This window comes from Streptomyces sp. NBC_00096 (assembly GCF_045041305.1).
GTDB lineage: Bacteria > Actinomycetota > Actinomycetes > Streptomycetales > Streptomycetaceae > Streptomyces.
Window position 1 is genome coordinate 362,382 of sequence record NZ_CP108221.1, and the last position, 23,939, is coordinate 386,320.

19 protein-coding genes are annotated in these 23,939 nt (G+C 70.8%); 12 read left to right on the forward strand and 7 right to left on the reverse strand.

Translation table 11 applies throughout. From position 1 onward, the window contains the following. Positions 1-46 precede the first annotated feature (46 nt). The 4 genes from OG904_RS01680 to OG904_RS01695 all read right to left on the reverse strand — a co-directional run bounded on the left by OG904_RS01680 (position 47) and on the right by OG904_RS01695 (position 6,386). On the reverse strand, positions 47-742 hold the full coding sequence (locus OG904_RS01680; protein WP_405486585.1) for a GNAT family N-acetyltransferase: 696 nt from the start codon (positions 740-742) through the stop codon (positions 47-49). Positions 743-1,000: 258 nt separating this feature from the next. Next, a complete protein-coding gene (locus OG904_RS01685; protein ID WP_405486587.1) occupies positions 1,001-1,807 on the reverse strand; it encodes an SDR family NAD(P)-dependent oxidoreductase in 807 nt (268 codons plus the stop codon). Between the two features lie 319 nt (positions 1,808-2,126). Next, complete coding sequence (gene kdpB / locus OG904_RS01690; protein WP_405486589.1) at positions 2,127-4,271, reverse strand: potassium-transporting ATPase subunit KdpB; 2,145 nt, start codon at positions 4,269-4,271, stop codon at positions 2,127-2,129. Between the two features lie 237 nt (positions 4,272-4,508). Further along, a complete protein-coding gene (locus OG904_RS01695) occupies positions 4,509-6,386 on the reverse strand; it encodes an APC family permease (protein ID WP_405486591.1) in 1,878 nt (625 codons plus the stop codon). Between the two features lie 241 nt (positions 6,387-6,627). Here OG904_RS01695 and kdpF (OG904_RS01700) point away from each other — a divergent pair, with 241 nt between their 5' ends. From kdpF (OG904_RS01700) to OG904_RS01735, 8 genes are all read left to right on the forward strand, one after another. Further along, the gene (kdpF, locus tag OG904_RS01700; RefSeq protein ID WP_405486593.1) at positions 6,628-6,717 is read left to right on the forward strand and encodes a K(+)-transporting ATPase subunit F; all 90 of its coding nucleotides are present in this window, start codon (positions 6,628-6,630) and stop codon (positions 6,715-6,717) included. Positions 6,718-6,763: 46 nt separating this feature from the next. Next, the gene (locus OG904_RS01705; protein ID WP_405486595.1) at positions 6,764-7,522 is read left to right on the forward strand and encodes a DUF4118 domain-containing protein; all 759 of its coding nucleotides are present in this window, start codon (positions 6,764-6,766) and stop codon (positions 7,520-7,522) included. Between the two features lie 239 nt (positions 7,523-7,761). Next, positions 7,762-7,851, forward strand: a complete 90-nt coding sequence (gene kdpF / locus OG904_RS01710; RefSeq protein WP_042817481.1) for a K(+)-transporting ATPase subunit F — start codon at positions 7,762-7,764, stop codon at positions 7,849-7,851. Positions 7,852-7,859: 8 nt separating this feature from the next. Beyond that, positions 7,860-9,524 (forward strand): potassium-transporting ATPase subunit KdpA, encoded by a 1,665-nt coding sequence (kdpA, locus tag OG904_RS01715; RefSeq protein WP_405486598.1) that lies wholly within the window; start codon positions 7,860-7,862, stop codon positions 9,522-9,524. Further along, a complete protein-coding gene (gene kdpB, locus OG904_RS01720) occupies positions 9,521-11,620 on the forward strand; it encodes a potassium-transporting ATPase subunit KdpB (RefSeq protein ID WP_405486600.1) in 2,100 nt (699 codons plus the stop codon). The genes kdpA and kdpB (OG904_RS01720) overlap by 4 nt, the downstream gene beginning before the upstream one ends. Before the next feature lie 5 nt (positions 11,621-11,625). Then, positions 11,626-12,369, forward strand: coding sequence for a potassium-transporting ATPase subunit C (locus OG904_RS01725; RefSeq protein WP_405486602.1), 744 nt, complete (start codon positions 11,626-11,628; stop codon positions 12,367-12,369). 124 nt (positions 12,370-12,493) lie between these two features. Then, entirely contained in the window at positions 12,494-13,177 is a 684-nt protein-coding gene (locus tag OG904_RS01730) for a response regulator (RefSeq protein ID WP_405486604.1), read from the forward strand. A gap of 10 nt (positions 13,178-13,187) precedes the next feature. After that, positions 13,188-15,731 carry an ATP-binding protein gene (locus OG904_RS01735; RefSeq protein ID WP_405486606.1) on the forward strand — a complete coding sequence of 848 codons (2,544 nt, stop codon included), beginning with the start codon at positions 13,188-13,190 and terminating at the stop codon, positions 15,729-15,731. Positions 15,732-15,747: 16 nt separating this feature from the next. Here OG904_RS01735 and OG904_RS01740 read toward each other — a convergent pair whose 3' ends face one another. Next, entirely contained in the window at positions 15,748-18,348 is a 2,601-nt protein-coding gene (locus tag OG904_RS01740) for an ATP-binding protein (protein WP_405486608.1), read from the reverse strand. A 252-nt stretch (positions 18,349-18,600) separates the two neighbouring features. Here OG904_RS01740 and OG904_RS01745 point away from each other — a divergent pair, with 252 nt between their 5' ends. From OG904_RS01745 to lysA, 3 genes are all read left to right on the forward strand, one after another. Further along, a complete protein-coding gene (locus OG904_RS01745; protein ID WP_405486610.1) occupies positions 18,601-20,166 on the forward strand; it encodes a Na+/H+ antiporter in 1,566 nt (521 codons plus the stop codon). A 170-nt stretch (positions 20,167-20,336) separates the two neighbouring features. Then, positions 20,337-20,753: an SAV_915 family protein gene (locus tag OG904_RS01750; RefSeq protein ID WP_405486612.1), complete on the forward strand. Its 417-nt coding sequence runs from the start codon at positions 20,337-20,339 to the stop codon at positions 20,751-20,753. Between the two features lie 9 nt (positions 20,754-20,762). Next, positions 20,763-22,124: a diaminopimelate decarboxylase gene (gene lysA, locus OG904_RS01755; protein WP_405486614.1), complete on the forward strand. Its 1,362-nt coding sequence runs from the start codon at positions 20,763-20,765 to the stop codon at positions 22,122-22,124. Positions 22,125-22,200: 76 nt separating this feature from the next. Here the strand turns inward: lysA and OG904_RS01760 are convergent, their stop codons facing one another. Then, positions 22,201-22,383, reverse strand: a complete 183-nt coding sequence (locus OG904_RS01760; protein WP_405486616.1) for a hypothetical protein — start codon at positions 22,381-22,383, stop codon at positions 22,201-22,203. 23 nt (positions 22,384-22,406) lie between these two features. Between OG904_RS01760 and OG904_RS01765 the strand changes: the two genes are divergently transcribed. Further along, the gene (locus tag OG904_RS01765) at positions 22,407-22,685 is read left to right on the forward strand and encodes a hypothetical protein (protein ID WP_405486618.1); all 279 of its coding nucleotides are present in this window, start codon (positions 22,407-22,409) and stop codon (positions 22,683-22,685) included. 664 nt (positions 22,686-23,349) lie between these two features. Here OG904_RS01765 and OG904_RS01770 read toward each other — a convergent pair. Further along, a complete protein-coding gene (locus OG904_RS01770) occupies positions 23,350-23,547 on the reverse strand; it encodes a hypothetical protein (protein WP_405486620.1) in 198 nt (65 codons plus the stop codon). Positions 23,548-23,939 lie beyond the last annotated feature (392 nt).

Below are 23,939 nucleotides of genomic sequence, written 5' to 3' on the forward strand. Positions count from 1 at the left end.
AGCCGCCTGGATCACTGCGCGCAGTCCACGTCGTACTTCTCCGGACTCACGCCGCCTCCGCCCGTCCGCCGGGCCCCGGACGGCGGGCGGGGCCCGTCGCGTAGTGGACGTACTCGCGGGACAGGCGAAACCCGGCCGACCAGGCCAGCAGCCGGCTGGGGCGGTTGTCGCGGGAGCAGGTCCAGCTCGGTGTGCGGCCGCGTGCGGCGATGTCCTCACAGAGGGCGGTGACACAGGCGAGGGCCAGGTGCCGGCGGCGGTGGCCGGGGTCGGCGAGGGCCGCGACGTCCTCGTGCCGGCTGCCGAGGAAGTAGGTGCAGGCCAGCGAGAGGGCGCGGCCCCGGTGGAAGGCGCCCCAGCAGAGACCGGAGGAGGCGAGCCGTTCGGGGCCGCCCCAGGTCTTGTGGATCCAGGCCGCCCCGGGTCCGAGGGCGACGAGAGCCGGCGCGTCCTTGGGGGTCAGCCGGCGCACCGTGATGCCGGGGGCGGGCCGGGCAGTCATGGCGCTCGCCTGGTGTACGTAGACCATGCGCTCCCACGGATCGACGCGCTGGAAGCCGTTGCCGAGGACGGGCAGGAAGCGGGCCGGGGCTTCGACGTAGCTGCCCGCGAACCGTGCGAGGGCATCGGGAGCGAGTGCGCCCGGCTCCCCGCGCAGCAGGACGTGGTCCCCGCTGGAGACCGCGACCGCCCTCGGGTCCACGGGACGGTCCGCCCACCAGCGGCCGCTACCGGTGGTCATGACGTGTTCGGGGAGAGCCGCGACACCGGGAGCCCCGCCGGGAAACCAGCGGGCCAGAGCGGGCAGACGGGAGGGAAGGAGCTCGATCACGACGGACGCCGCCTAGGTCGAAGAGTGAGGAGGGGCGGGGGCGGCCCGGGACAGCGGACCGCCCCCGCGGGGAACCGGCGCCGGTGGGCGTCGGCGCCGGCTGGTGGTGAGGCCGGGATTGGACGTGCGCGGTCGGACGTGCGCGGTCGGACGTGCGCGCGGACCCCGTCAGACGGAGTGGCCGACGAGTTGATCGGCGAGCCTGTTCAACCGCTTGACCGTGCGTTCCTCGGTGGCGCCGGCGGCGGGCTCCATCCGCTCGCTGCGGTCGTAGTAGGCGCCGTTGGCGATCTCGACGGCCGGATCGCACAGCCGCACCACGTGGGCAGCGCCCTCGGCGGGCGTCGCGCCCTCGTGTCCGTACAGCGGCCTCAGCGCGGTCTCGCAGACGCCCGGGTTGACGGACACGGCGGCGACACGCGGGTCAGCGGCGAAGACGGTGAGCGCGAGCCGCGACTGGGCGTAGGCCGCGAGACGCGAGTAACGGCGCGTGCGGTTCGGATCGTTCCACATGATCGACGCGGTGCGGTGCACGGAGGAGGAGACGTTCACGACGCGCCCACCCGGGTCGGTGGTGAGCGCCGGCTCCAGCAGGTGCGTCAGCAGGTAGTGGGCGAGGAAGTTGACCTGGAAGGAGAGCTCGTTGCCGTCGGGGGTGACCGTGTGCTGCTCCGGGGCCGCGACGGCGGCATTGTTGACCAGGACGTCGAGGTGGGGGTGCCCGGTGATGACCCGGTTGGCGAGCCGCTCGACCTCGTCGAGCCGCGTGAAGTCCGCCGCGCACGGACGCAGGAGTTCCGCGTCCACGTCAGCGGTGGCGAGGAGCCGCTTCACGGCCGCCCGGGCCTCGTCCGGGGTGCGGCCGTGGAGAAGGACGGTGGCGCCGCACTCGGCGAGCAGGCGGGCGGTCTCGTAGCCGATGCCGGAGGTGGCACCTGTGACCATGACGGTCCGACCGGACAGGAACGAAGACATGAGTGGATCCAGTGGACGGGCACGGCAGCGGGCGGCCGAGGAGGCCGGGGCGCAGCCGTGCGGTGGAGTGTGATCCCGTATCGCGTACGGGGGTGCGTGCACCTGTGGACGTGCGGTTGGCCGCGGCAGGGCCGAAGACGCTTGCCGCCAGGGTCAACAGGCGCTGTGCAGGCGGGAGTGAACAGGGCGCGTGCCCGGCCGAGCCTGATGCGGCGGCCGGTCGTCGTGGCGCTGACCGATGTTCACGTCATCCATCCAACTCGCCCGGGGATGACGGCTCAAGCTCCCTGATGACCCTCTGATGCGGTCCTGACGGACTTCAGCCGAGCCCGGGGATCGTGGACACCAGCAGGTCGATGAGCTTGATGCCGACGAAGGGCAGGACCAGGCCGCCGAGGCCGTAGACGCCGAGGTTCCGCCGCAGCAGGTCGTGGGCGGAGGCGGGTCGGTAGCGGACGCCGCGCAGGGCGAGCGGGATCAGGGCGACGATGATCAGGGCGTTGAAGATGATCGCCGAGGTGATGGCCGAGGTCGGGCTGCTCAGTCCCATGACGTTGAGGGATTCGAGTCCCGGGTAGGCCGCGGTGAACATGGCCGGGATGATCGCGAAGTACTTGGCCACGTCGTTCGTGATGGAGAAGGTGGTCAGCGCGCCGCGGGTGATGAGGAGTTGCTTGCCGATCTCCACGATGTCGATGAGCTTGGTGGGGTTGGAGTCCAGGTCCACCATGTTCCCGGCCTCCTTGGCGGCCGAGGTGCCGGTGTTCATCGCGACGCCGACGTCGGCCTGGGCGAGGGCCGGGGCGTCGTTCGTACCGTCGCCCGTCATCGCGACGAGTTTCCCGCCCTCCTGTTCCCGCTTGATGAGGGCGAGCTTGTCCTCGGGGGTCGCCTCGGCGAGGTACTCGTCGACTCCGGCCTCGGCGGCGATGGCGCGGGCCGTCAGCTCGTTGTCGCCGGTCACCATGACCGTACGGATCCCCATGCTGCGCAGCTCCGCGAACCGCTCCCGGATGCCGTCCTTGACCACGTCCTTGAGGTGGATGATCCCGAGCACCCGCGGGCCGTCCCAGTCGTGGACCGCCACCAGCAGGGGCGTGCCCCCGGACTCGGACACAGTGGCCGACCATGCGGCGGCTTCCGCCGGCACGGCCCCGCCGCGCAGCGTCACCCACTCGGACACCTGGGCCACGGCACCCTTGCGAATGGCGCAGCCGGCGCCGTTCTCCCAGCTCAGGTTGATTCCGCTCATGCGGGTACGGGCGCTGAACGCCTGGAAGCGCGGGTTGCTCAGGTCCTCCACCCGGGCGGGCTGCAGTCCGTACTGCTGGGCCAGGGCGACGACGGACCGGCCCTCGGGGGTCTCGTCGGACAGTGAGGCCAACTGGGCGGCGTCCGCGAGCTTGACGTGGTCGATTCCGGGGAGCGGGACGAAGGCGGCCGCCTCGCGGTTGCCGAGGGTGATGGTGCCGGTCTTGTCGAGGAGCAGGGTGTTGACGTCGCCGGCGGCCTCGACCGCGCGCCCGCTCATCGCGACGACGTTGCGCTGGACCAGGCGGTCCATGCCGGCGATGCCTATCGCGGAGAGCAGCGCCCCGATGGTGGTGGGGATGAGCGTGACGAGGAGGGCCACGAGGACGGTGGTGGTCTGGGCGGCGCCCGCGTACGCGGCCATCGGCTGGAGCGAGACGACGACCAGGATGAAGATGACGGTGAGTGCGGCCAGCAGGATGTTGAGCGCGATCTCGTTGGGGGTCTTCTGCCGGGACGCGCCCTCGACCAGAGCGATCATCCGGTCCATGAAGCTCTGCCCCGGGCGCGAGGTGACGCGCACGACGATCGAGTCGGACAGCACGGTCGTACCGCCCGTGACCCCGCTGCGATCGCCACCGGCTTCTCGGATCACCGCCGCCGATTCACCGGTGACGGCGGATTCGTCCACGGCCGCGGCGCCGTCGATGACGTCGCCGTCGGCCGGGATCAGTTCGCCCGCCTCCACCAGCACGACGTCCAGGGGCTGTAGCTCGCTCGGGGCCACGGCCTGCGACTCGGCGTTCCGCAGGTTCATGCCGTACGTCCAGTGGCGCAGCCTCAGCGCGACCGTGTCCGTGCGCGCCTTGCGCAGCGACTCGGCCTGGGCCCGGCCCCGCCCTTCGGCGACGGCCTCGGCGAAGTTGGCGAAGATCACCGTGAGCCAGAGCCAGACGCTGATGACCCAGGTGAAGACCGACGGGTGGATGAGTGCCGACAGCGTGGTCAGCGCGGAGCCGACCGCGACCACGAACAGCACCGGCTTTCGGATCAGTTCGCGGGGTTCGAGCTTGCGTACGGCCTCGTGGAAGGAGGCGGCCGGCCGTACCGACTCCAACAGGGGCCCTCGGCCCGGGCGCCTTCGGGGCGGCCGGTTGGGCGGAGCCTGCGGGGACGGGACGGGAGGTACCTGCCGGGTGGCGGCGGGAGGCATGGGGAGACCTTCTGGTCGAATCGGCACAGCAGGAGCGCGGAGTGCACCGCCGGGGATCCGTCCCTTGTGGGACCCCCTCCGGCTCGTCGCGTGACGTTGGGATCCCCGGCGGTGGAACGGGCAGAAAACTACTGCCCGTTCCGGTGGTTCCCGGCATGTGGGCCGGGGATTTGGCACCGTCTTGACGGCGGCGCACGAGACGCGTCAACCCTCCGTCAGACCGCCGTCAAGGGCACGTCAGCGTGCGTCGGTGGTGATCCGGAAGCGCAGTCGGCAGATGACGGCGTCGGTGTCGCGGCGGACCGCGTGGGCGACGACGGATCCGCGCTGGTTCTGGAGCATCCGCTGCCACAGGCGGGCGGGTTCGGTCTCCGGGATGAGCACGGTGACCTGGGTGTCCGGGTGGGTCTGCGCGAGCTTGCGGACGTACGCCGACACCGGGCGGCCGAGCGAGCGGGTGTCCGAGGCGACCTCGATGAGTTCGATGCCGGGATTCCACAACTCCCAGTCCCTGCGCAGTGCTTCGGACGTCGTTCGGTCCTCGGCCGTGGGGTGGGTGACGGTGACGGCGAGGACCTCGTCGCCGAGGGAGCGGGCCGCGGTGAGGGCCTGGCAGGTCAGCTTCGAGAGTCCGGAGACGGGAACCACGACGAGCGACCGGGCACGGTGCGGCGGCTGCGGGACCCGCCCCAGTTCGAGGCGTTCCCCGATCTCCGCGTAGGCACGGTGGACCTTCTCGAAGCCGAGGACGATCAGCGGCAGGGCGAGCACGATCAACCAGGCGCCCTCGGTGAACTTGGTGGCGGTGACTACGACCGCCGAGACGCCGGTCAGCAGCGCGCCGAAGCCGTTGAGGGCGGCTTTGGCCCGCCAGCCCTTGAGGCGCTCGCCGTTCCAGTGCAGGACCATCCCCACCTGGCAGATGGTGAAGCCGACGAAGACTCCGATGGCGAAGAGCGGGACGAGGGTGTTGGTGTCGCCGCCCGAGAAGACGAGCAGGACAGCCGATACGAGTGCCAGCCAGACCACGCCGTGGCGGTGCACCTGCCGGTCGGCCTTGAGGGCGAAGAAGTGCGGCAGGTGGTTGTCGCGGGCCAGCAGGCTCATCAGCACCGGAAGCCCGCCGAAGGAGGTGTTGGCGGCGAGCGCCAGCAGCACCATGGTGGCGAACTGGACCACGTAGAAGGCCGCGTTGTGCCCGAACGACGCGTCCGCGAGCTGGGCGAGGACGGTCACGCCCTCGACGGGCTGGAGGTGGAAGCGGCCGATGAGGATCGACAGGCCGATCAGCATGACGCCGAGCAGGGCGCCGAGCGCGACCTCGGTGCGCTGGGCGCGGCGGGCGGCCGGCGCACGGAAGGACGGCACGGCGTTGGCGACGGCCTCGACGCCGGTCAGTGCCGAGCATCCGGCGGCGAAGGCCTTCAGCAGCAGCAGCGCACCCACGGTCGTGGCCCCCTCGCCGAGCGCGGAGGCGTGTCCGGCGGCGGAGGCGGTGCTGACCGGGCCGTCACGGAAGAGGCCGACGACGATCATCGCGAGGATCGACCCGACGAAGAGCGCGGTCGGTACGAGGAACGCCTTGGCGGAGTCGACGACCCCGCGCAGGTTCACGGCGGTGACCAGGACCAGGACCGCGAGGCAGATCCAGACCCGTTCGCCGTGCAGCCCAGGGAAGGCCGAGGTCAGGGCGGCCACTCCGGCGGTGACGGACACCGCGACGTTGAGGACGTAGTCGAGGATCAGCGAGGCCGCCGCGACCAGGCTCGTACGCCGGCCCAGGTGTCGCTTGGCGACGGCGTACGAGCCGCCACCGTCCGGGAACGCGGCGATCACCTGCCGGTACGAGGCCACCAGCACGGCCAGGAGCGCGGCGATCGCGAGGGTCACGGGGAGGGTGAAGCCCATGCCGTACGCACCGGCGGCGGCCAGCACGAGCACGATCGACTCCGGCCCGTACGCGACGGACGCCATCGCGTCGAGCGACAGCGCGGCAAGGCCCTGGACGGCGGTCAGCCTGTGCCGGTCACCGGCCCCGCGTGCGCCCGTGTCGGGGGGCTCCTCCCGGCCCGGCCCCTGAGCCGTCGTGGTCGGATTCCCTACGCCTGTGGCCATGTCGCCGTTCCCTCCGAATGAGCAAAGTGAGGACAGCGTCGGAGGCGTGCCGGGTGGCCGCCAGCCCTCTTGGCGCGTTCCATATGCCGGGCCGGTCACTCTTCACGCGTTTCATACACACGGGTGGCGGGGGCGTAAGAGGTCCGTCAAGAGGCGCTGTCGCGCGTTGCCCCGGCTCTGCGGAGGGGCAGGCTTGATCTGGGCGACACCAGCCCGACCGGAACGCGTGAGGAGAACCCCGATGGACGCGGAGAACGTGGTCGGCCCGGTCATCGCCCTGGCGCTGCTGGGCTACCTCGTGTTCGCCCCGATCAAGCCCGACAAGTTCTGAACGGCGCTCTGGACCGAGATCGGCTCGTCCGGACGGGAGGCATCACATGTCCGGGTACTGGTTCCGTCTCCGCGACCCCATGGCCCTGGTCGCGGGCCTCGTGGCCCCCTTCCTCGTGGCGCTCGCGCTCGTGCCCTTCCGTACGGACCTCTCGGCGACGAACACCGCGCTGATCCTGGTCGTCGCAGTGGTCGCGGTCGCCTCCACGGGCACGCGGGCCGCCGGGGCGCTGGCCGCACTCTCGGCGGCCGGCTGGTTCGACTTCTTCCTCACCGAGCCCTATCAGCGGTTCTCCATCTCGGACCGCGCGGATGTGGAGACGGCGGTCCTGCTGCTGATCGTCGGCCTGATCGTCTCTCAGTTGTCCGTGCGCGCCCGTCGTCTCCAGGCGGTCGTGGTCACCGGCACCGCGCACCTGTCGAGCCTCCGGGGGACCGCCCGGCTTGCCGAGGACGGCGGCTCACCGGACGCCGTCGTCGAATACGTGCGGCGGGAACTCGTGGGCCTGCTGGGGCTGCGCGGCTGCCGCTTCGAGTACGGGACCCTGATGGGGAACCTGCCCCGGCTCGAGCACGGCGGCGGCCTGTGGCTGCGTCAGGGGACCCGGGTCACGGAGTACGCGGACTGGCCGGAGGGTGAGACCGAGCTGCGTGTCGTCGGCGGCGGCCACTACTACGGCCGCTTCCTCCTCGAACCGTTCCCGGGCCGCCCACTGCCGCCCGAGGAGGCCCGTCTGGTGGCTGTCGCGCTTGCCGCGCAGGCCGGCGGGGCCCTGGACACGGCCGGGCTGCCCCACCAGCGCTGACCGCCCTTGCGCGGCATGCCGCGTAAGGGCGGCGTTAAGGGTTCCCGTCCCGCCGTATGGACCCCGTCAAGGCGTCTTAACACCCGGGTGAAGACACGGTTATCTCGTCATCGGCCATCTGGCCGATTCATCTCTTCCCACTTCACTCAGGAGCTCGCGATGGCCGATCTGGCCTTCGTCGTCACCACGGTCGCGGTTTTCGCGCTGGTGGCTCTCATCGCCCGGGGGGTGACCAAGCTGTGACTGTCGAGAACATCGTCGGCCTCGTCGTGGCCGTCTCCCTGCTCGGATACCTCGTCCTCGCCCTCGTGTACCCGGAGAGGTTCTGAGCACTGCTATGAGCCCCGTAACCGCTGGTGTGCTCCAGCTGCTCGCGCTGATCGGCGCGCTCGCGCTGGCCTACCGTCCCCTCGGCGACTACATGGCCCGGGTCTACTCCTCCGAGAAGCACTACAAGCCGGAGAAGTGGATCTACAAGGCCATCGGCGCCAACCCCTCGGCCGAAATGCGCTGGCCCGCCTACCTGCGCGGCGTACTCGCCTTCTCCGCCGTGAGCGTCCTCTTCCTCTACGCTCTCCAGCGCGCCCAGGGCATCCTGCCCGGCTCGCTCGGCTTCTCCGCGATCGACCCGGACCAGGCCTTCAACACCGCCGCCTCCTTCGTGTCGAACACCAACTGGCAGTCGTACTACGGCGAGCAGGCCATGGGCCACGTCGTCCAGACCGGCGGCCTCGCGGTGCAGAACTTCGTCTCCGCCGCCGTGGGCATCGCCGTCGCCGTGGCACTCGTCCGGGGCTTCACCCGCTCCCGCACCGGTGAACTCGGCAACTTCTGGGCCGACATGGTCCGCGGAGTGGTCCGCATCCTGCTGCCCATCTCGGTGATCGGCGCGCTCGTCCTCGTCGCGTGCGGCGCGATCCAGAACTTCGCCGGCATCCACGAGGTCGGCCAGTTCATGGGCGGCACGCAGCAGTGGAACGGCGGAGCCGTGGCCTCGCAGGAGGTCATCAAGGAGCTGGGTACGAACGGTGGCGGTTACTTCAACGCCAACTCGGCCCACCCCTTCGAGAACCCGGGCCCCTTCTCGAACCTGTTCGAGATCTTCCTGATCCTGGTCATCCCCTTCGCGCTGACCCGCACCTTCGGCCGCATGGTCGGAAACCTGCGCCAGGGCTACGCGATCCTCGCCACGATGGCGACCATCTGGCTCGGTTTCACCGCCCTGATGATGTGGACCGAGTTCGCCCACCACGGCCCGGCCTTCGACGTGGCCGGCGGCGCGATGGAGGGCAAGGAGACGCGTTACGGCATCGCCGCCTCGTCGATCTTCTCGGTCGCCACCACGCTCACCTCGACCGGTGCGGTCAACTCCTTCCACTCCTCCTTCACGGGTCTGGGCGGCGGGATCCAGCTGCTGGGCATGCAGCTCGGCGAGATCGCGCCCGGTGGTACCGGCTCGGGCATGTACGGCATGCTGATCATGGCGATCATCGCGGTGTTCATCGCCGGCCTGATGGTCGGCCGCACCCCCGAGTACCTGGGCAAGAAGATCGGCACCCGCGAGATCAAGTTCGCGGCCTGCTACATCCTCATCACCCCGGCGCTCGTCCTCGCCTTCACGGCCGCGGCGATGGCCCTGCCCACCCCGGTCAACTCGATGACGAACTCCGGGGCGCACGGCTTCTCCGAGATCCTCTACGCCTACACCTCGGGCGCCAACAACAACGGCTCGGCCTTCGCCGGCCTCAACGCCGACACCCAGTGGTTCAACAGCACCATCGGCATCGCCATGCTGCTCGGCCGCTTCCTGCCGATGGTGTTCGTCCTCGCGCTGGCCGGCTCCCTCGCCGAGCAGAAGCCAGTCCCCGAGACGGCAGGAACCCTGCGCACCGACAAGCCGCTCTACGCGGGGCTGCTCGTCGGCACGATCATCATCATCACCGGTCTGACCTACTTCCCGGCCCTGGCGCTGGGTCCGCTCGCCGAAGGGCTCGCATCATGAGCACCGCCACACCCACCAGGGCTCCGCACCAGGACGCGCCCACCGGCCACAAGCCGGACGCCGGGCGAGTGGGCGGCGGCCTCTTCGACCCCAAGCAGCTGCTGAAGTCCTTCCCGGACGCGGTCCGCAAGCTCGACCCCCGCGTCATGATCAAGTCCCCGGTCATGTTCGTCGTCCTGATCGGCTCGGTGGTCACCACCGTCCTCGCGGTCAAGGACCCGACCGACTGGTTCGGGTGGGCGATCACCGCCTGGCTGTGGCTGACCACGATCTTCGCGAACCTCGCGGAGGCGGTGGCCGAGGGCCGCGGCAAGGCCCAGGCCGACACCCTGCGCAAGGCCAAGACCGACACCGTCGCCCGCCGCCTGAACGGCGCAGTGGAGGAGCAGGTCCCGGGCACGGAGCTCCGTATCGGAGACCTCGTCGTCTGCGAGGCCGGGGACATCATCCCCGGCGACGGAGACGTCGTCGAAGGCGTCGCCTCCGTCGACGAATCCGCCATCACCGGCGAATCCGCCCCCGTCATCCGCGAGTCCGGCGGCGACCGCTCCGCCGTCACCGGCGGCACGAAGGTCCTCTCCGACCGGGTGGTCATCAAGATCACGACGAAGCCGGGCGAGACGTTCATCGACCGCATGATCGCGCTCGTCGAGGGCGCGGCCCGGCAGAAGACGCCGAACGAGATCGCGCTGAACATCCTGCTCGCGTCGCTCACGATCATCTTCCTGCTCGCGGTCGTCACCCTCCAGCCCTTCGCGATCTACGCGGACGCCAAGCAGTCCATGATCGTGCTCACCGCGCTCCTGGTCTGCCTGATCCCGACCACCATCGGCGCGCTGCTCTCCGCGATCGGCATCGCGGGCATGGACCGCCTGGTCCAGCGCAACGTCCTGGCCATGTCCGGCCGGGCCGTCGAGGCCGCCGGCGACGTCTCCACCCTGCTGCTCGACAAGACCGGCACCATCACCCTCGGCAACCGCCAGGCCTCCGAGTTCGTCCCGGTCAAGGGCACGACGGAGGCGGAGCTCGCGGATGCCGCCCAGCTCTCCTCCCTCGCGGACGAAACCCCCGAGGGCCGCTCCATCGTCGTCCTGGCGAAGGAGAAGTACGGGCTGCGCGAACGCCACCAGGGCGAGCTGGCCCACGCCGACTGGATCGCGTTCACCGCGCAGACCCGCATGTCGGGCGTGGACGTCGACGGCAAGAAGACCCGTAAGGGCGCGGCAGGTTCGGTCATCACCTGGGTGAAGGAGCAGGGCGGCCGGGTCTCCGACGACACCGACCTCCTCGCCAACCGGATCTCCGAGGCCGGTGGCACTCCCCTCCTGGTGGCCGTCGAGGACGAGAAGGGCGCGCGCGTCCTCGGTGTCATCCACCTCAAGGACGTGGTCAAGGAGGGCATGCGCGAACGCTTCGACGAGCTGCGGCGCATGGGCATCAAGACCATCATGATCACGGGCGACAACCCGCTCACCGCCAAGGCCATCGCCGAAGAGGCGGGCGTGGACGACTTCCTCGCGGAAGCGACGCCCGAGGACAAGATGGCCCTCATCAAGCGGGAACAGGCGGGCGGAAAACTCGTCGCCATGACCGGCGACGGCACCAACGACGCCCCCGCCCTCGCCCAGGCCGACGTCGGCGTGGCCATGAACACCGGAACCTCCGCCGCCAAAGAGGCCGGGAACATGGTGGACCTGGACTCCAACCCCACCAAGCTCATCGAAATCGTCGAGATCGGCAAGCAGTTGCTGATCACCCGCGGCGCACTGACCACCTTCTCCATCGCCAACGACGTCGCCAAGTACTTCGCGATCATCCCGGCCATGTTCGCCGTGGTCTACCCCGGCCTCGACAAGCTCAACGTCATGGGCCTGACCTCGCCGAACTCCGCGATCCTCTCCGCCGTCATCTTCAACGCGCTGGTCATCATCGCCCTCGTCCCGCTCGCCCTCAAGGGCGTCCGGTACCGGCCCACCAGCGCCGACAAGATGCTCCGCCGGAACCTGGGAATCTACGGACTCGGCGGCCTCATCGCCCCGTTCATCGGCATCAAGCTCATCGACATGATCATCACCCTCATCCCCGGAATCGGCTGACCCCAATGAACAACTCTGTAGGCAACACAGTGCGGTTGATCGGGGCGGGCCTGCGGGCCCTGCTGGTCCTCACGGTCATCTGCGGCGTGATCTATCCGCTCGCCGTCACCGGGATCGCCCAGGCGGTCTTCAACGACAAGGCCAACGGCTCCGAGATCAGGGACAAGAGCGGCCAGGTCGTCGGCTCCTCCCTCATCGGCCAGACGTACAACCTCCCCAAGCAGAACCCCGACGACGCGCACCCCAAGCAGAACCCCGACGACGCGCAGGAGGCGGCCAAGCCGGACCTGAAGTGGTTCCAGCCGCGCCCCTCCAACGGCCTCGGCAGCAACAGCGTCAACACGCAGTACTCGCTGATCCTCTCGGGCGCCACCAACCGGTCCGCCGACAACGGCGCCGTCAACGGCAAGTGCACCGACCAGGCGGAGGAGGGCACCCTCTGTGCCCAGGTCATCGCCGCCAAGGACGCCGTCATCGCCGACAACACGACCGCGTCCCACACGGTCAAGCCGCAGGACGTACCGGCTGACGCCGTCACCTCCTCCGGCTCCGGCCTCGACCCCGACATCTCCCCCGAGTACGCCAAGCTCCAGATCCACCGGGTCGCCGAGCAGAACAGGCTCGACGTCAAGCAGGTCGAGAAGCTCGTCGCCGACCACACCACCGGCCGCACCCTCGGCTTCATGGGCGAACCGCGCGTCAACGTCCTCGAACTCAACACCGCCCTCAAGGCACTGACCAAGAGCTGACGTTCCGCACCGCAAGGGTCCGGAGCCGGCGGGTCGCGGAGTTCCCTCCGGCTCTCACTGGAGGGACCCCCGACCTCCCCCCGGCTCCGACCCGTACCCACTGGAAGAGGAAGGCCCCACACCGATGATCAAGGTGCTGGTGGTGGAAGACGACGCCCAGCTCGTCCGCGCGCTCAGGATCAACCTGGAGGCGCGGAAGTTCGCGGTCGAGACGGCTTCCGACGGAAACACCGCCCTGAGGCTCGCAGTCGTCCGCAAGCCGGACGTCATCCTGCTGGACCTCGGCCTGCCGGACATGGACGGCATCGACGTGATCAAGGCCGTACGGGAGGGCAGCGGCGTCCCGATCCTCGTGCTCTCCGCCCGGCACACCTCCGAGGAGAAGATCCGCGCCCTGGACGCGGGAGCCGACGACTACGTCACCAAGCCGTTCAGCATGGACGAGCTGCTCGCCCGGCTGCGGGCCGCCGTCCGCCGCCGGGAGGTTCCGGCGCCCGCAGATGAGATCGCCGTGGTCACGACCGAGGACTTCACCGTCGATCTCGTCGCGAAGAAGGTCGTGCGCAACGATCGCAGCGTGCGTCTGACGCCCACCGAGTGGCACCTGCTGGAGATCCTCATCACCAACCCGGGGCGGCTGATCAGTCAACGCAAGCTCCTGCTCGACGTGTGGGGGCCGACGTACTCCGAGCACACCAACTACCTGCGGGTCTACATGGCCCAGCTGCGCCGCAAACTGGAAGCGGACCCCTCACATCCGAGATACCTGATCACCGAGCCCGGCATGGGCTACCGCTTCGAGGGATGACGTACACACCATGGGACGCGGCAAGTTTCGTATCTACCTGGGCTCGGCCCCCGGCGTCGGCAAGACGTACGCCATGCTCTCGGAGGGCCACCGCAGGGTGGAGCGCGGCACCGACGTCGTCGTCGCCTTCGTCGAGCACCACAACCGTCCGCGCACCGAGGTGATGCTGCACGGACTGGAACAGATCTCACGGCGCGAGCTGGAGTACCGGGGCTCCGCTTTCACCGAGATGGACGTGGACGCGATCCTCGCGCGCCGCCCCGCCGTCGCCCTCGTCGACGAGCTCGCCCACACCAACGTCCCAGGCTCGCGCAACACCAAGCGCTGGCAGGACGTCGAGGAACTCCTCCAGGCCGGCATCGACGTGGTCTCGACCGTCAACATCCAGCACCTCGAATCGCTGGGGGACGTGGTCGAGACGATCACCGGCGTCCGCCAGCGCGAGACCGTCCCCGACGAGGTGGTGCGGCGGGCCGACCAGATCGAGCTCGTCGACATGTCCCCGCAGGCCCTGCGCCGCCGCATGGCCCACGGCAACATCTACAAGTCGGACAAGGTCGACGCGGCCCTCTCCAACTACTTCCGTCCCGGGAATCTGACCGCCCTGCGCGAACTGGCCCTGCTCTGGGTCGCCGACCGCGTCGACGAGTACCTGCGCGAATACCGCGGCGAGCACAACATCCGGGCGACCTGGCAGGCCCGCGAGCGCATCGTCGTCGGCATCACCGGCGGCCCGGAAGGCCGTACGCTCATCCGCCGCGCCGCCCGCCTCGCCGAGAAGGGCTCGGGCGGCGAGGTCCTGGCCGTGTACATCGCCCGCAGCGACGGGCTGACCGCGGCCTCGCCCAAGGAACTCGCCGTCCAGCGCACCCTGGTGGAGGACCTCGGCGGTACCTTCCACCACGTCATCGGCGACAACGTCCCCGACGCGCTCCTCGAGTTCGCCCGCGGGTGCAACGCCACCCAGATCGTCCTCGGGGTCAGCCGCCGACGATCCTGGCAGTCCGTGTTCCGCCCCGGCGTCAGTGCCACCGTCGCCCGCGAATCCGGCCCCGACCTCGACGTCCACATCGTCACCCACGACGAGGCCGCCAAGGGCCGCGGCCTGCCCGTCGCGCGCGGGGCACGGCTGGGCCGGTCCCGCCTCATCTGGGGCTGGTTGGCCGGCGTCGCCGGCCCCGCGCTGCTCACCGTCCTGCTGAACCAGCTCGTGCCCGACCTCGGTCTGGCCAACGACATGCTGCTGTTCCTGACGTTCACCGTGGCGGCAGCGCTCCTCGGCGGGCTCCTCCCCGCCCTCGCTTCGGCAGCCTTCGGCTCACTCCTGCTGAACTACTTCTTCACGCCGCCGCTGCACGAGTTCACCATCTCCGACCCCAAGAACATCGTGGCCATCGCGATCTTCGTGGGCGTGGCCGTGTCCGTGGCCTCCGTCGTCGACCTGGCCGCCCGCCGTACCCACCAGGCCGCCCGGCTGCGCGCCGAATCCGAGATCCTCTCCTTCCTCGCCGGCAGCATCCTGCGCGGCGAAACCGCCCTCGATGCACTGCTGGAGCGGGTGCGCGAAACCTTCGCCATGGAATCGGTCGCGCTCCTGGAACGCGATACCGACGTCGAACCGTGGACGACGGCGGGCAGCACCGGGCGCAACCCCGTCACCCGCCCCGAGGACGCCGCCGTCGACATGCCCATCGGCGAGAACATGTCCCTCGCCCTGACCGGACGGGTCCTGCCCGCCGAGGACCGGCGGGTACTCGGCGCCTTCGCCGCCCAGGCCGCCGTCGTCCTCGACCGGCAGCGGCTCGTGGGCGAAGCGGAGGAGGCCCGCCGCCTCGTCGAGGGCCATCAGATCCGTACGGCCCTGCTGGCCGCCGTCAGCCACGACCTGCGCACCCCGCTCGCCGGCATCAAGGTGTCCGTCACCTCCCTGCGCTCCACCGACGTCGCCTGGTCCGAGGAGGACCGCGCCGAACTCCTGGCAGGCATCGAGGACGGCGCCGACCGCCTCGACCACCTCATCGGCAACCTCCTCGACATGTCCCGCCTCCAGACCGGCACGGTGATCCCGATCGTCCGGGAAACCGACCTCGACGAGGTCGTCCCGATGGCCCTGGCCGGAGTCCCCGACGGCGGCGTGGCCCTCGACATCCCCGAAACCCTGCCCATGGTCGCCGTCGACCGCGGGCTCCTGGAACGGGCGGTCGCCAACATCGTCGAGAACGCCGTCAAGTACAGCCCGCCCGGTCAGACCGTCCTCGTCTCCGCCAGCGCCCTCGCCGAGCGCCTCGAACTGCGTGTCGTCGACCGCGGGCCCGGCGTCCCCGATGAGGCCAAGGACCGGATATTCGAACCCTTCCAACGCTACGGAGACGCGCCTGCCGGCGCCGGAGTCGGTCTCGGCCTCGCCGTCGCCAGAGGGTTCCTCGAAGCGATGAACGGCACCCTCACCGCCGAGGACACCCCCGGCGGCGGACTCACCATGGTCATCACCCTGCCCGCCAGGCAGGGGACTCCCCTGTCCCGCCCCGACCTCCCGACGGACGCCACGACGTGACGAGGTCCTGTCGGTACTACGTACGGGGCCGATCGGGGAGTGCGGGAGCGGCCGGTAGCGACAGGGTCATGGTCAGGCCGCCTCCGGGGGTGTCCTCGGGAGTCAGGGTGCCGCCCATCGCCTCGGCGAGGCCCCGCGATAGGGCGAGGCCGAGGCCGACGCCCGTGGTGTTGTCGGTGTCACCGAGACGCTGGAACGGTACGAAGGCACTCTCGCGGTCCGCCTCCGGGATCCCTGGCCCGCGGTCGACGACCCGGATCTCGACCCGGTCGTCGAGCGCGCTCGCCGTCAGCAGTACGTGCCGTCCCGGCGGAGTGTGCCGGGCTGCGTTGTTCAGCAGGTTGGCGACCACCCGTTCGAGCAGCGGTGGATCGGCCAGCACTGCCGGGGCCCGCTCGAGGGTCCGGGTGTCTACGGCCGGCGCATCGGGGGGCAGTCCGTCCAGCGCGGCGGGCAGCACCTCCAGCAGGTCCGTGGCCCGCAGCTCCAGCTTCAGCGCCCCGGCCTGGAGCCGGCTCATGTCCAGGAGGTTCTCGACGAGCCGGTTCAGCCGGGCCATCGACTCGTCGGCGGTGGCGAGCAGTGCGCCGCGGTCCTCCTCGCTGAACTCCACGTCGCTGGCGCGCAGCGATTCGATGGCGGCCCAGCCCGCGGCGAGCGGGGTCCGCAGATCGTGGCTTACTGCGGCGAGCAGGGCCGTACGCATCCGGTCGGCCGCCTTGACGGGTTCGATCTCGGCAGCCGCCTCCGCCAGCCGGGCCCGCTCCACCGCGACGGTGACGTGCGCGGCGAAGGCCGCCAGGACCCGCCGGTCGGAGGCGGGCAGCGGACGCCCCCGCAGGACGAGGTGCGTGCCGGGCCCGACCCGGACCCGTACGACCGAGGGATCGCCCGCGGCCCGGGCGGCGGAGGGATCACCCGCGGCCCGGGCGGCGGAGGGAGCGCCCGCGGCCCGGTGGGCGGGGGGCTCGCCCGCAGCCCGGGCGGAGGGAGGCTCGCTCGCGGCCGGATCGGCACTCAGTTCGACCGAGTCCATGCCGAAGGTCTCCCGCGTGCGTTCGAGGAGCGCGGGAACGGCCTGGTCCCCCCGCACGATGGACCCGGCCAGCGAGGAGAGCGTCTCCGCCTCCGCCGTCGCCCGGGCGGCCCGGCGCGAGAGCCGCATCGACCGGTCGACGGCCGCGGCGACCGTCCCCGCGACCACGGCGAAGACCACCAGGGCGAGGATGTTGTTCGGCTCGGCGATGGTGAATTCGCCGACCGGTGGGATGAACCAGTAGTTCAGCAGCAGCGACGCGGTCACGGACGCGACCAGGGCCGACACCACTCCGCCCACGCAGGCGACCCCGACCACCGCCAGCAGGAACAGCAGGGCCTCGCTGGTGAGGTTGAGACTGCCCCGGGTGTGGTCGAGGAGGAACGTGAGCGCGAACGGGAGCACCAGGCCCAGGACCGGTCCGGCGATCAGCCGGGAGGTCGGCAGCGTCCGCCGCCTCGAGGGCAACAGTCTTCCACTGCCCGCCCGTTCATGGGTGACCATGTGGACGTCGATGTCCTCGGACATCCCGACGATCGTCTCCCCCGTCCCCCGCCCGGTGAGGAAGCGCTCGACGCGGCCGCGCCGGCTCGTGCCGAGTACCAGCTGCGTGGCGTTCTCCGCGCGGGCGAACTCGGCGAGCGCCGTGGCCACGTCGTCTCCGACGAGGGAGTGGTAGCTGCCACCGAGTCCTTCCACGAGCGCGCGCTGGCGGACCAGTGCGGAGGCCGAGGCTCCCGCCGCCAGGCCGTCGCTGCGCGCTATGTGCACGGCGAGGAGGTCGCCGCCCGCCGAGCGGGCGGCGATCCGGGCCGCCCGCCGGATGAGCGTCTCGCCCTCGGGTCCGCCGGTGATCGCGACGACCACCCGCTCCCGGGTCTCCCACACTCCCCCGATGCCGTGCTCCGCACGGTACTTCTGCAGCGCCTCGTCCACCCGCCCGGCCAGCCACAGCAGGGCCAACTCCCGCAGCGCGGTGAGGTTCCCGATCCGGAAGTAGTTGGACAGCGCCGCGTCAACCTTCTCCGGGGCGTAGATGTTCCCGTGCGCCATCCGCCTCCGCAGTGCCTCGGGCGACAGGTCCACCAGCTCGATCTCATCGGCCCGGCGTACCACTTCGTCCGGGACGGTCTCGTGCTGCGGCACCCTGGTGATCTTCTCGACGACGTCGTTGAGCGATTCCAGGTGCTGGATGTTCACGGCGGTCACCACGTCGATCCCGGCCGCGAGCAGCGCCTCCACCTCCTGCCAGCGCTTGGAGGATCCGCCCCCGGGGACGACGGAGTGGGCCAGTTCGTCGACGAGCGCCACTTCCGGCCGCCGCTCCAGCACCGCTTGCAGGTCCATCTCCTCGAACCGGCTTCCCCGGTAGGTGCGTTCCGCACGCGGAACGATCTCCAGGCCGGCCAGCTTCTCCTCGGTCAGGCGGCGTCCGTGGCACTCGACGAAGGCGGCGACCACGTCCGTCCCCCGGACGGCCCGGCGCCGCCCCTCGTCGAGCATCCGGTACGTCTTGCCCACACCGGGGGCCGCCCCGAGAAAGACCTTCAGCCTTCCGGGTCTGGCAACCGCCTCCGCCACGACACGCGCCTCCTCACGCCAAAGAGCACGCCCCGATCCGTGCAGAGGGCTTTCCCTGGCCGGCAGAGGCACACAAGTGCTACTGGCGATCATCATCGGGTGAAAATCGGCCGGATCGCGGCAGAGGACGAAGACATTGACGCTGCCCTGACACACTCCATGCGGATAGGGTGAAGGAGGTGTGCCGGGAAGTCTGGTCGGCGTGACGGGTCACGTGGCCCCGATCTCGACTCCAGGGGTCCAAGGGGCGGCATGCGCAGCGTCGGTACGATCTTGTTTCTTGTCGTCCTCGCCACTCTCGTGGCGACCGGAGCCCGCCGCTGGCGCATCCCCGCGCCCTCGCTGCTCGTCGTCGCGGGCCTCGCCGTGGCACTGCTGCCCGGCGCCCCGCGGATACACGTCACCCCGGAGCTCATCGGCCTCGTCGTCCTGCCGCCCCTGCTGTACGCCAGCGCCGAGGAGATGTCCTGGCGCGAGCTGCGCGCGGTGTGGAAGCCGGTGTCCGTGCTCGCGGTGGGACTCGTACTGGCTTCGGCCGCCGTGGTGGGGTACGTGGCCTCCGTCCTGACCCCGCTGTCCTGGCAGATGGCGCTGGTGCTGGGGTCGGTGCTCGCGAGCACCGACCCGGTGGCGGTCACCGCGCTCGGCCGGCGCCTCGCACTGCCGCCCCGGGTCCAGGTCATGGTGCAGGCCGAGAGCCTGTTCAACGACGCCACCTCCCTGGTCCTCTTCCGGGTCGCGGTGAGCGTCGCGGTCGCCTCCTCCGCGGTCTCCTGGGGCAGCGCGGGCGGCGAGTTCGCCCTGCTCGCCGGCGGCGGCACCCTGATCGGGGCCGCGGTCGCCGGCGTCGTGGTGCTGATCCGGCGCCGCACCCAGGACCCGGTGCTGGAGACCGTGATCGCGCTCGTCACCCCGTACGCCGCCTACGTCCTGGCCGAGACGGCACACACCTCCGGCGTCACCTCCGTGGTCGTGGCGGGCGTCGTGATGGGCGGCAGCGGCGACCGCCTCACCAGCGCCCGCATCCGCCTCCAACTGCACGCCGTCTACGGCACCGTGGTCTTCCTGCTCGAAAGCGTCGTGTTCAGCCTGATCGGGCTCTCCCTGCCGGGCCTCATCCGCGAGCTGGGCGACGAGAACCGGCTCTGGCCGCTCTACGCGCTCGCCCTGGCCTGCACGCTCGTCGCCGTACGCGTGCTGTGGGTCTTTCCGCTGTCGGCCCTGTTCCAGCGGAAGGCCGGACGGGACAGGACCGACTGGCGGGTGCCCGCCGTCCTGTCGTGGGCGGGCACCCGGGGTGTCATGCCGCTCGCCGCAGCCCTGTCCATCCCCGTCGCCGCCGCCGACGGCACCGCCCTGGCGCAGCGCCCGCTGGTCCTGGTGCTGACCTCCTCCGTCGTGGTCGTCACCCTCGTCGTCCAGGGCTTCACCCTCGCCCCGGTCGTACGCCGCTCGGGGATAGCCCTCGAACCGGACCACACCGAACGCGAGGAGACCGGCGCACGGCTGAGCCTCGCCGAAGCGGGACTGCGCCGCCTGGACGAACTCTCCGGACTCGAAGCCGCGCCCGAGGCGGTCCTCGAACGTCTCCGCCGCGCCCTGCACGCCCGCCGCGACCACGCGCAGGACCGGCTCGGCGACGACGGGGGACCGTACGAGTCCGCCGACCAGGTCTACCGCCAGCTGCGCCGCGACCTGATCGACAAGGAGGCCGCCGAACTCCAGCGCCTCTACGACGACCACCGCATCAGCGACACCACCCGCCGCCGGCTCCAGCGCTCGCTGGACCTGGAGGAAGCCCGGCTCTGCGACCTCTGACGGCCGGTTCCGCAAGGACCCCGTCAACATCGCGTCAGCGGTCCGGGAAAGCGCGTCAAACATGCGTCAGCGCGGGGGACGCCCCCCGGCCGACGGGCATACCTTCGCCGAAGCGCACCCCGGCCGTCCCGCCGGAGCGCCGTCGCACGCTCCCCACCAGGAGGAACACCATGTCTACGACAACACACCCCGAGGACCCCGAGCCTTGCGAACCCTTCCCGGCCGGACCTCTCTACGTCCCCGTCCGGCCGGGACCCGCGCGCTGCTCGGCCCGCTTCTTCCGCACCCCGCCCGGGGAGCGCACGGCCGTCGGCTTCACCTCCGAGAAGCGGCTCACCGCCACCCTGGGCGCCGACCAGGGATGGATCAGGCTCTCCGAGTCCGCGCTGCGGGCCCTCGCCGAACCGCTGGGCGTCCGACGCCTCACGGTCGACCCTCAGTTCTCCGCCCCCGCCCCTGCCCCCGCCCCCGCCCTCGCCGCCAAGCCGCTTCCGGCCTGGCGCGACTGGGATCCGCAGCACGTCGGTGTCCTGCGCGTGACCGGGGCCGCGGCGGTCGTCTCCTGCATGAACCTCCTGATCGGCTGAGGACCCTCCATGTCTGTCACTTCCCTTTCCTCCCCGGCCCAGGTCTCGGATCCGATACCGGCCCCCGACGCCGCCGGGGGGCTCTGCGTCTGGCCCGCCTCGGCCCGCCCGGCCGCCGGAGGCGACGTCACCGTCGCCGGTATCTCCCTCACCGAAGCGGCCGACCGGTTCGGCACCCCGCTGTACGTCCTGGACGAGGGCGAGGTCCGCGACCGCTGCCGCGCCTACCGCACGGCCTTCCCTGACGCGGACGTCGTCTATGCCGCGAAGGCGTTCCTCTGCCGTGCCATGGCCCGCTGGGTCGAGGACGAGGGCCTGGGCCTGGACGTCTGCTCCGTCGGTGAGTTGGGCCTCGCCATGACCGCCGGCTTCCCCGCCGGGCGGATCGTGCTGCACGGCAACGCCAAGAGCCCCGAGGACCTCTACACCGCCGTCCGGCTCGGCGTCGGACGCATCGTCCTCGACAGCACGTCGGAGATCGCCCGACTGGCCGAGATCCTGCCGGAGGGTGAACGCCAGAAGGTCATGATCCGGGTCGTGCCCGGCATCGCGGCCGGCGGTCACACCAAGATCCGCACCGGTACGGAGGACCAGAAGTTCGACCTCTCGATCACGGACGGCTCCGCCCAGCACGCCATCGCCAGGGTCCTCGCCCAGCCGCGCCTCGAACTCGTGGGACTGCACTGCCACATCGGCTCCCAGATCTCCTCGGTCAAGCCGTACGTCGCCGCGGTACGCCGGATGGTCGGCCTCATGGCCCTGATACGGGACCACCACGACCTGGAACTCCCCCAGTTGAACATCGGCGGCGGCCACGGCATCGCCTACCGGCCCGGCGAGGACAGCCTCGACCTCACCGCCCTCGCCAACCGGGTCCGGGCCGAGCTTGCGGACGGCTGCTCCCACGCGAAGCTGCCCGTCCCGCGCCTGACCATCGAACCCGGGCGCGCCCTCGTCGGCCCCGCCGGAGTCGCCGTCTACCGCGTCCTCACCGTCAAGGAGACCTCCGGCCGCACGTTCGTCGCCGTCGACGGCGGGATGAGCGACAACCCGAGGCCCGCCCTGTACGGGGTCCGGTACGCGCCCCGGCTGATCGGGCGCCGCTCCACGGCCGCACCCGCCCCCGTCACGGTGGTGGGCCGGCACTGCGAGGCCGGTGACATCGTGGCGGAGGACGTCGCGCTGCCCGGCGACGTGCGGCCCGGAGACCTCGTCGCCGTACCGGCCGCCGGCGCCTACCACCTGTCCATGGCCTCCGGCTACAACCTCGTCGGCCGCCCGCCCGTGATCGCGGTCCGGGACGGCTCCGCGTGGATGCTCGTACGCCGTGAATCCATGGACGACATGAACCGCCGGGACATCGGCCTGTAGGGCCGCCGGTCAGGGCGTACGGATCGGGTCCGTCGGGCAGGCTCCACGATGCCGAAGACCCAACGGAGAGCGGCTCTCAGCGGCCCTGCCGGGTACGCGGCGGACGCTGGGCACGTGTGCTCAGGACCAAGGCGAAGAGGAGCGCCACGGCGCCCGGCATGGTGACGGCGGACCGGTAGGCGGAGTCGACCACCAAGAGGCCGCCCAGCTGGACGCCGAGCGCGGCGGCGATCGGTACCGCGAGATGGGGAACGCTCAAGCGTCCTCCATAGGATCCGGAGTGTGAATCACGACGACGAGCCGGTCTTCAAGCGAAGCAAGTGGGGAACGAACCGTTACTACTACAACCCGGCCAACCCCCTCGGGCTCGCCCTGATCGTCATCAGCCTGCTCTTCGCCGCGACGATGCTGATCCTCATGGCCAACCGCGTCGGCCCCTTCAAGCCGACGCCTGCCCCCGCCCCATGGAGTCCGCCACCGATCGACCATTCCTGGACGCGGCCTTCAAGCACGCCCTCACCTGGTCCGACGTGGGACACGACCAACACGCCGGGCCCCTGACGGCAGCGGGCCGTGGCCACGAGCGGGGTACTTCGAAACTCGAGTGCCTTCCAAGGCGCCACGGAGTTCACCGGGAAAGTCCGCCGTGGTGGGAGCAAGTGCCCCGCCCGCTGGACCCAGAGATCCATCCGTCGCCACACACAGTGCCGCCAGGACGGTAGGAAGGCAGCGGCAATGGAGTTGGCTGTGACGTGGGAGCCGGCGCCAGGGCGAAGTGGTCGGCCCAGCAGTTGCCGGAGCTGCCGATCCACCACACCTGCGGGCTTCCCGACGGGCAGGTGCCGTAGGGCGTACCCGCCGGGACCAGACCCTTCTGCACGAAGACCCTCATAGCCGCTTCAAGACCGGATCGGCGCACTTCAGCTCACCAGCGAAAGGAGCACCAAGGCCCCGGCCACCGTAGTCCCCAGCGCTCGTTCAGCCTTCCTCATGAGCCCCTCTCCGGCCCGCCGTGACCAACGACAGTCCCGCAGGACGATGGCGTGCCTTCACTCTGCGTTCAAGGGCCTCGACTCGCAGCCTCAGCTGCTGGCCCTCGCGGTAATCGCGGGCGGCCGGTTCGAGCGCCACGCGCGCCGGCTCCTTGGCGGAGTCGGTGGACCGGAGCAATCCTCGCATCCCCCGGGAGATGGGGGCCTGGGCTGAACGCCGTTTACCGCGCTGGTCAGTTGAGGCGTTCCAAGACGGTGGTCATGCCGATGCCGCCGGCGGCGACGATGGAGAAGGGCGGTGGAGGCGCCGTCCTGACAAAGGGGTCGCGGACGGTGGCGACGGTGTCGGGGAGGTCGTCGGTGTGCTCGCGCGGGGGCAGGGACCAGTAGCGGCGCACGGCGGCCCCGCCGGTGGCGTCGATCGTAACCACGCGCCCGGGCGGCACCTCGCTGCGGCCCGGGAAAGCCGTCCGCCCCGGCGAGTTGACCATCGGGGGTGAGGCCAGGATCAGTTCGCGCAGGCCCGGCAGGTCAAGAATCGTTTCCGCCGGCGGGTGGGCCAGGACCGACGATCACCAGCCGGGCGTGCCCCACGGCCGCACCCGGACCAGTCCACGACCCCGGGGCGTCCGGCCCCCGGCAGGCCGGGGACTCCAGGATCGGCTTGAGCTCCGCCCACGGTGGGCACAACTGCACGCGCGGACGAGGTGGCCGACATCCGGGTCGACGCCGCCCAGGTCACGTCCGACCTCGCGAAATGGCTCGAATCGCAGGGCCGGCCGCCCCGCGTCGGCACGGCGGGCACCTGGTCATCGCGCCTCCC

What these genes read in the sequence shown, in the direction of transcription:
- OG904_RS01730 (WP_405486604.1), top strand. Translation starts at nt 12,494, where the DNA reads ATGATCAAGGTGCTGGTGGTGGAAGACGACGCCCAGCTCGTCCGCGCG.
- OG904_RS01695 (WP_405486591.1), bottom strand. Translation starts at nt 6,386, where the DNA reads ATGGCCACAGGCGTAGGGAATCCGACCACGACGGCTCAGGGGCCGGGC.
- OG904_RS01705 (WP_405486595.1), top strand. Translation starts at nt 6,764, where the DNA reads ATGTCCGGGTACTGGTTCCGTCTCCGCGACCCCATGGCCCTGGTCGCG.
- OG904_RS01680 (WP_405486585.1), bottom strand. Translation starts at nt 742, where the DNA reads ATGACCACCGGTAGCGGCCGCTGGTGGGCGGACCGTCCCGTGGACCCG.
- kdpB (WP_405486600.1), top strand. Translation starts at nt 9,521, where the DNA reads ATGAGCACCGCCACACCCACCAGGGCTCCGCACCAGGACGCGCCCACC.
- kdpB (WP_405486589.1), bottom strand. Translation starts at nt 4,271, where the DNA reads ATGCCTCCCGCCGCCACCCGGCAGGTACCTCCCGTCCCGTCCCCGCAG.
- OG904_RS01735 (WP_405486606.1), top strand. Translation starts at nt 13,188, where the DNA reads ATGGGACGCGGCAAGTTTCGTATCTACCTGGGCTCGGCCCCCGGCGTC.
- OG904_RS01750 (WP_405486612.1), top strand. Translation starts at nt 20,337, where the DNA reads ATGTCTACGACAACACACCCCGAGGACCCCGAGCCTTGCGAACCCTTC.
- lysA (WP_405486614.1), top strand. Translation starts at nt 20,763, where the DNA reads ATGTCTGTCACTTCCCTTTCCTCCCCGGCCCAGGTCTCGGATCCGATA.
- OG904_RS01725 (WP_405486602.1), top strand. Translation starts at nt 11,626, where the DNA reads ATGAACAACTCTGTAGGCAACACAGTGCGGTTGATCGGGGCGGGCCTG.
- kdpF (WP_405486593.1), top strand. Translation starts at nt 6,628, where the DNA reads ATGGACGCGGAGAACGTGGTCGGCCCGGTCATCGCCCTGGCGCTGCTG.
- OG904_RS01745 (WP_405486610.1), top strand. Translation starts at nt 18,601, where the DNA reads ATGCGCAGCGTCGGTACGATCTTGTTTCTTGTCGTCCTCGCCACTCTC.
- kdpA (WP_405486598.1), top strand. Translation starts at nt 7,860, where the DNA reads ATGAGCCCCGTAACCGCTGGTGTGCTCCAGCTGCTCGCGCTGATCGGC.
- OG904_RS01685 (WP_405486587.1), bottom strand. Translation starts at nt 1,807, where the DNA reads ATGTCTTCGTTCCTGTCCGGTCGGACCGTCATGGTCACAGGTGCCACC.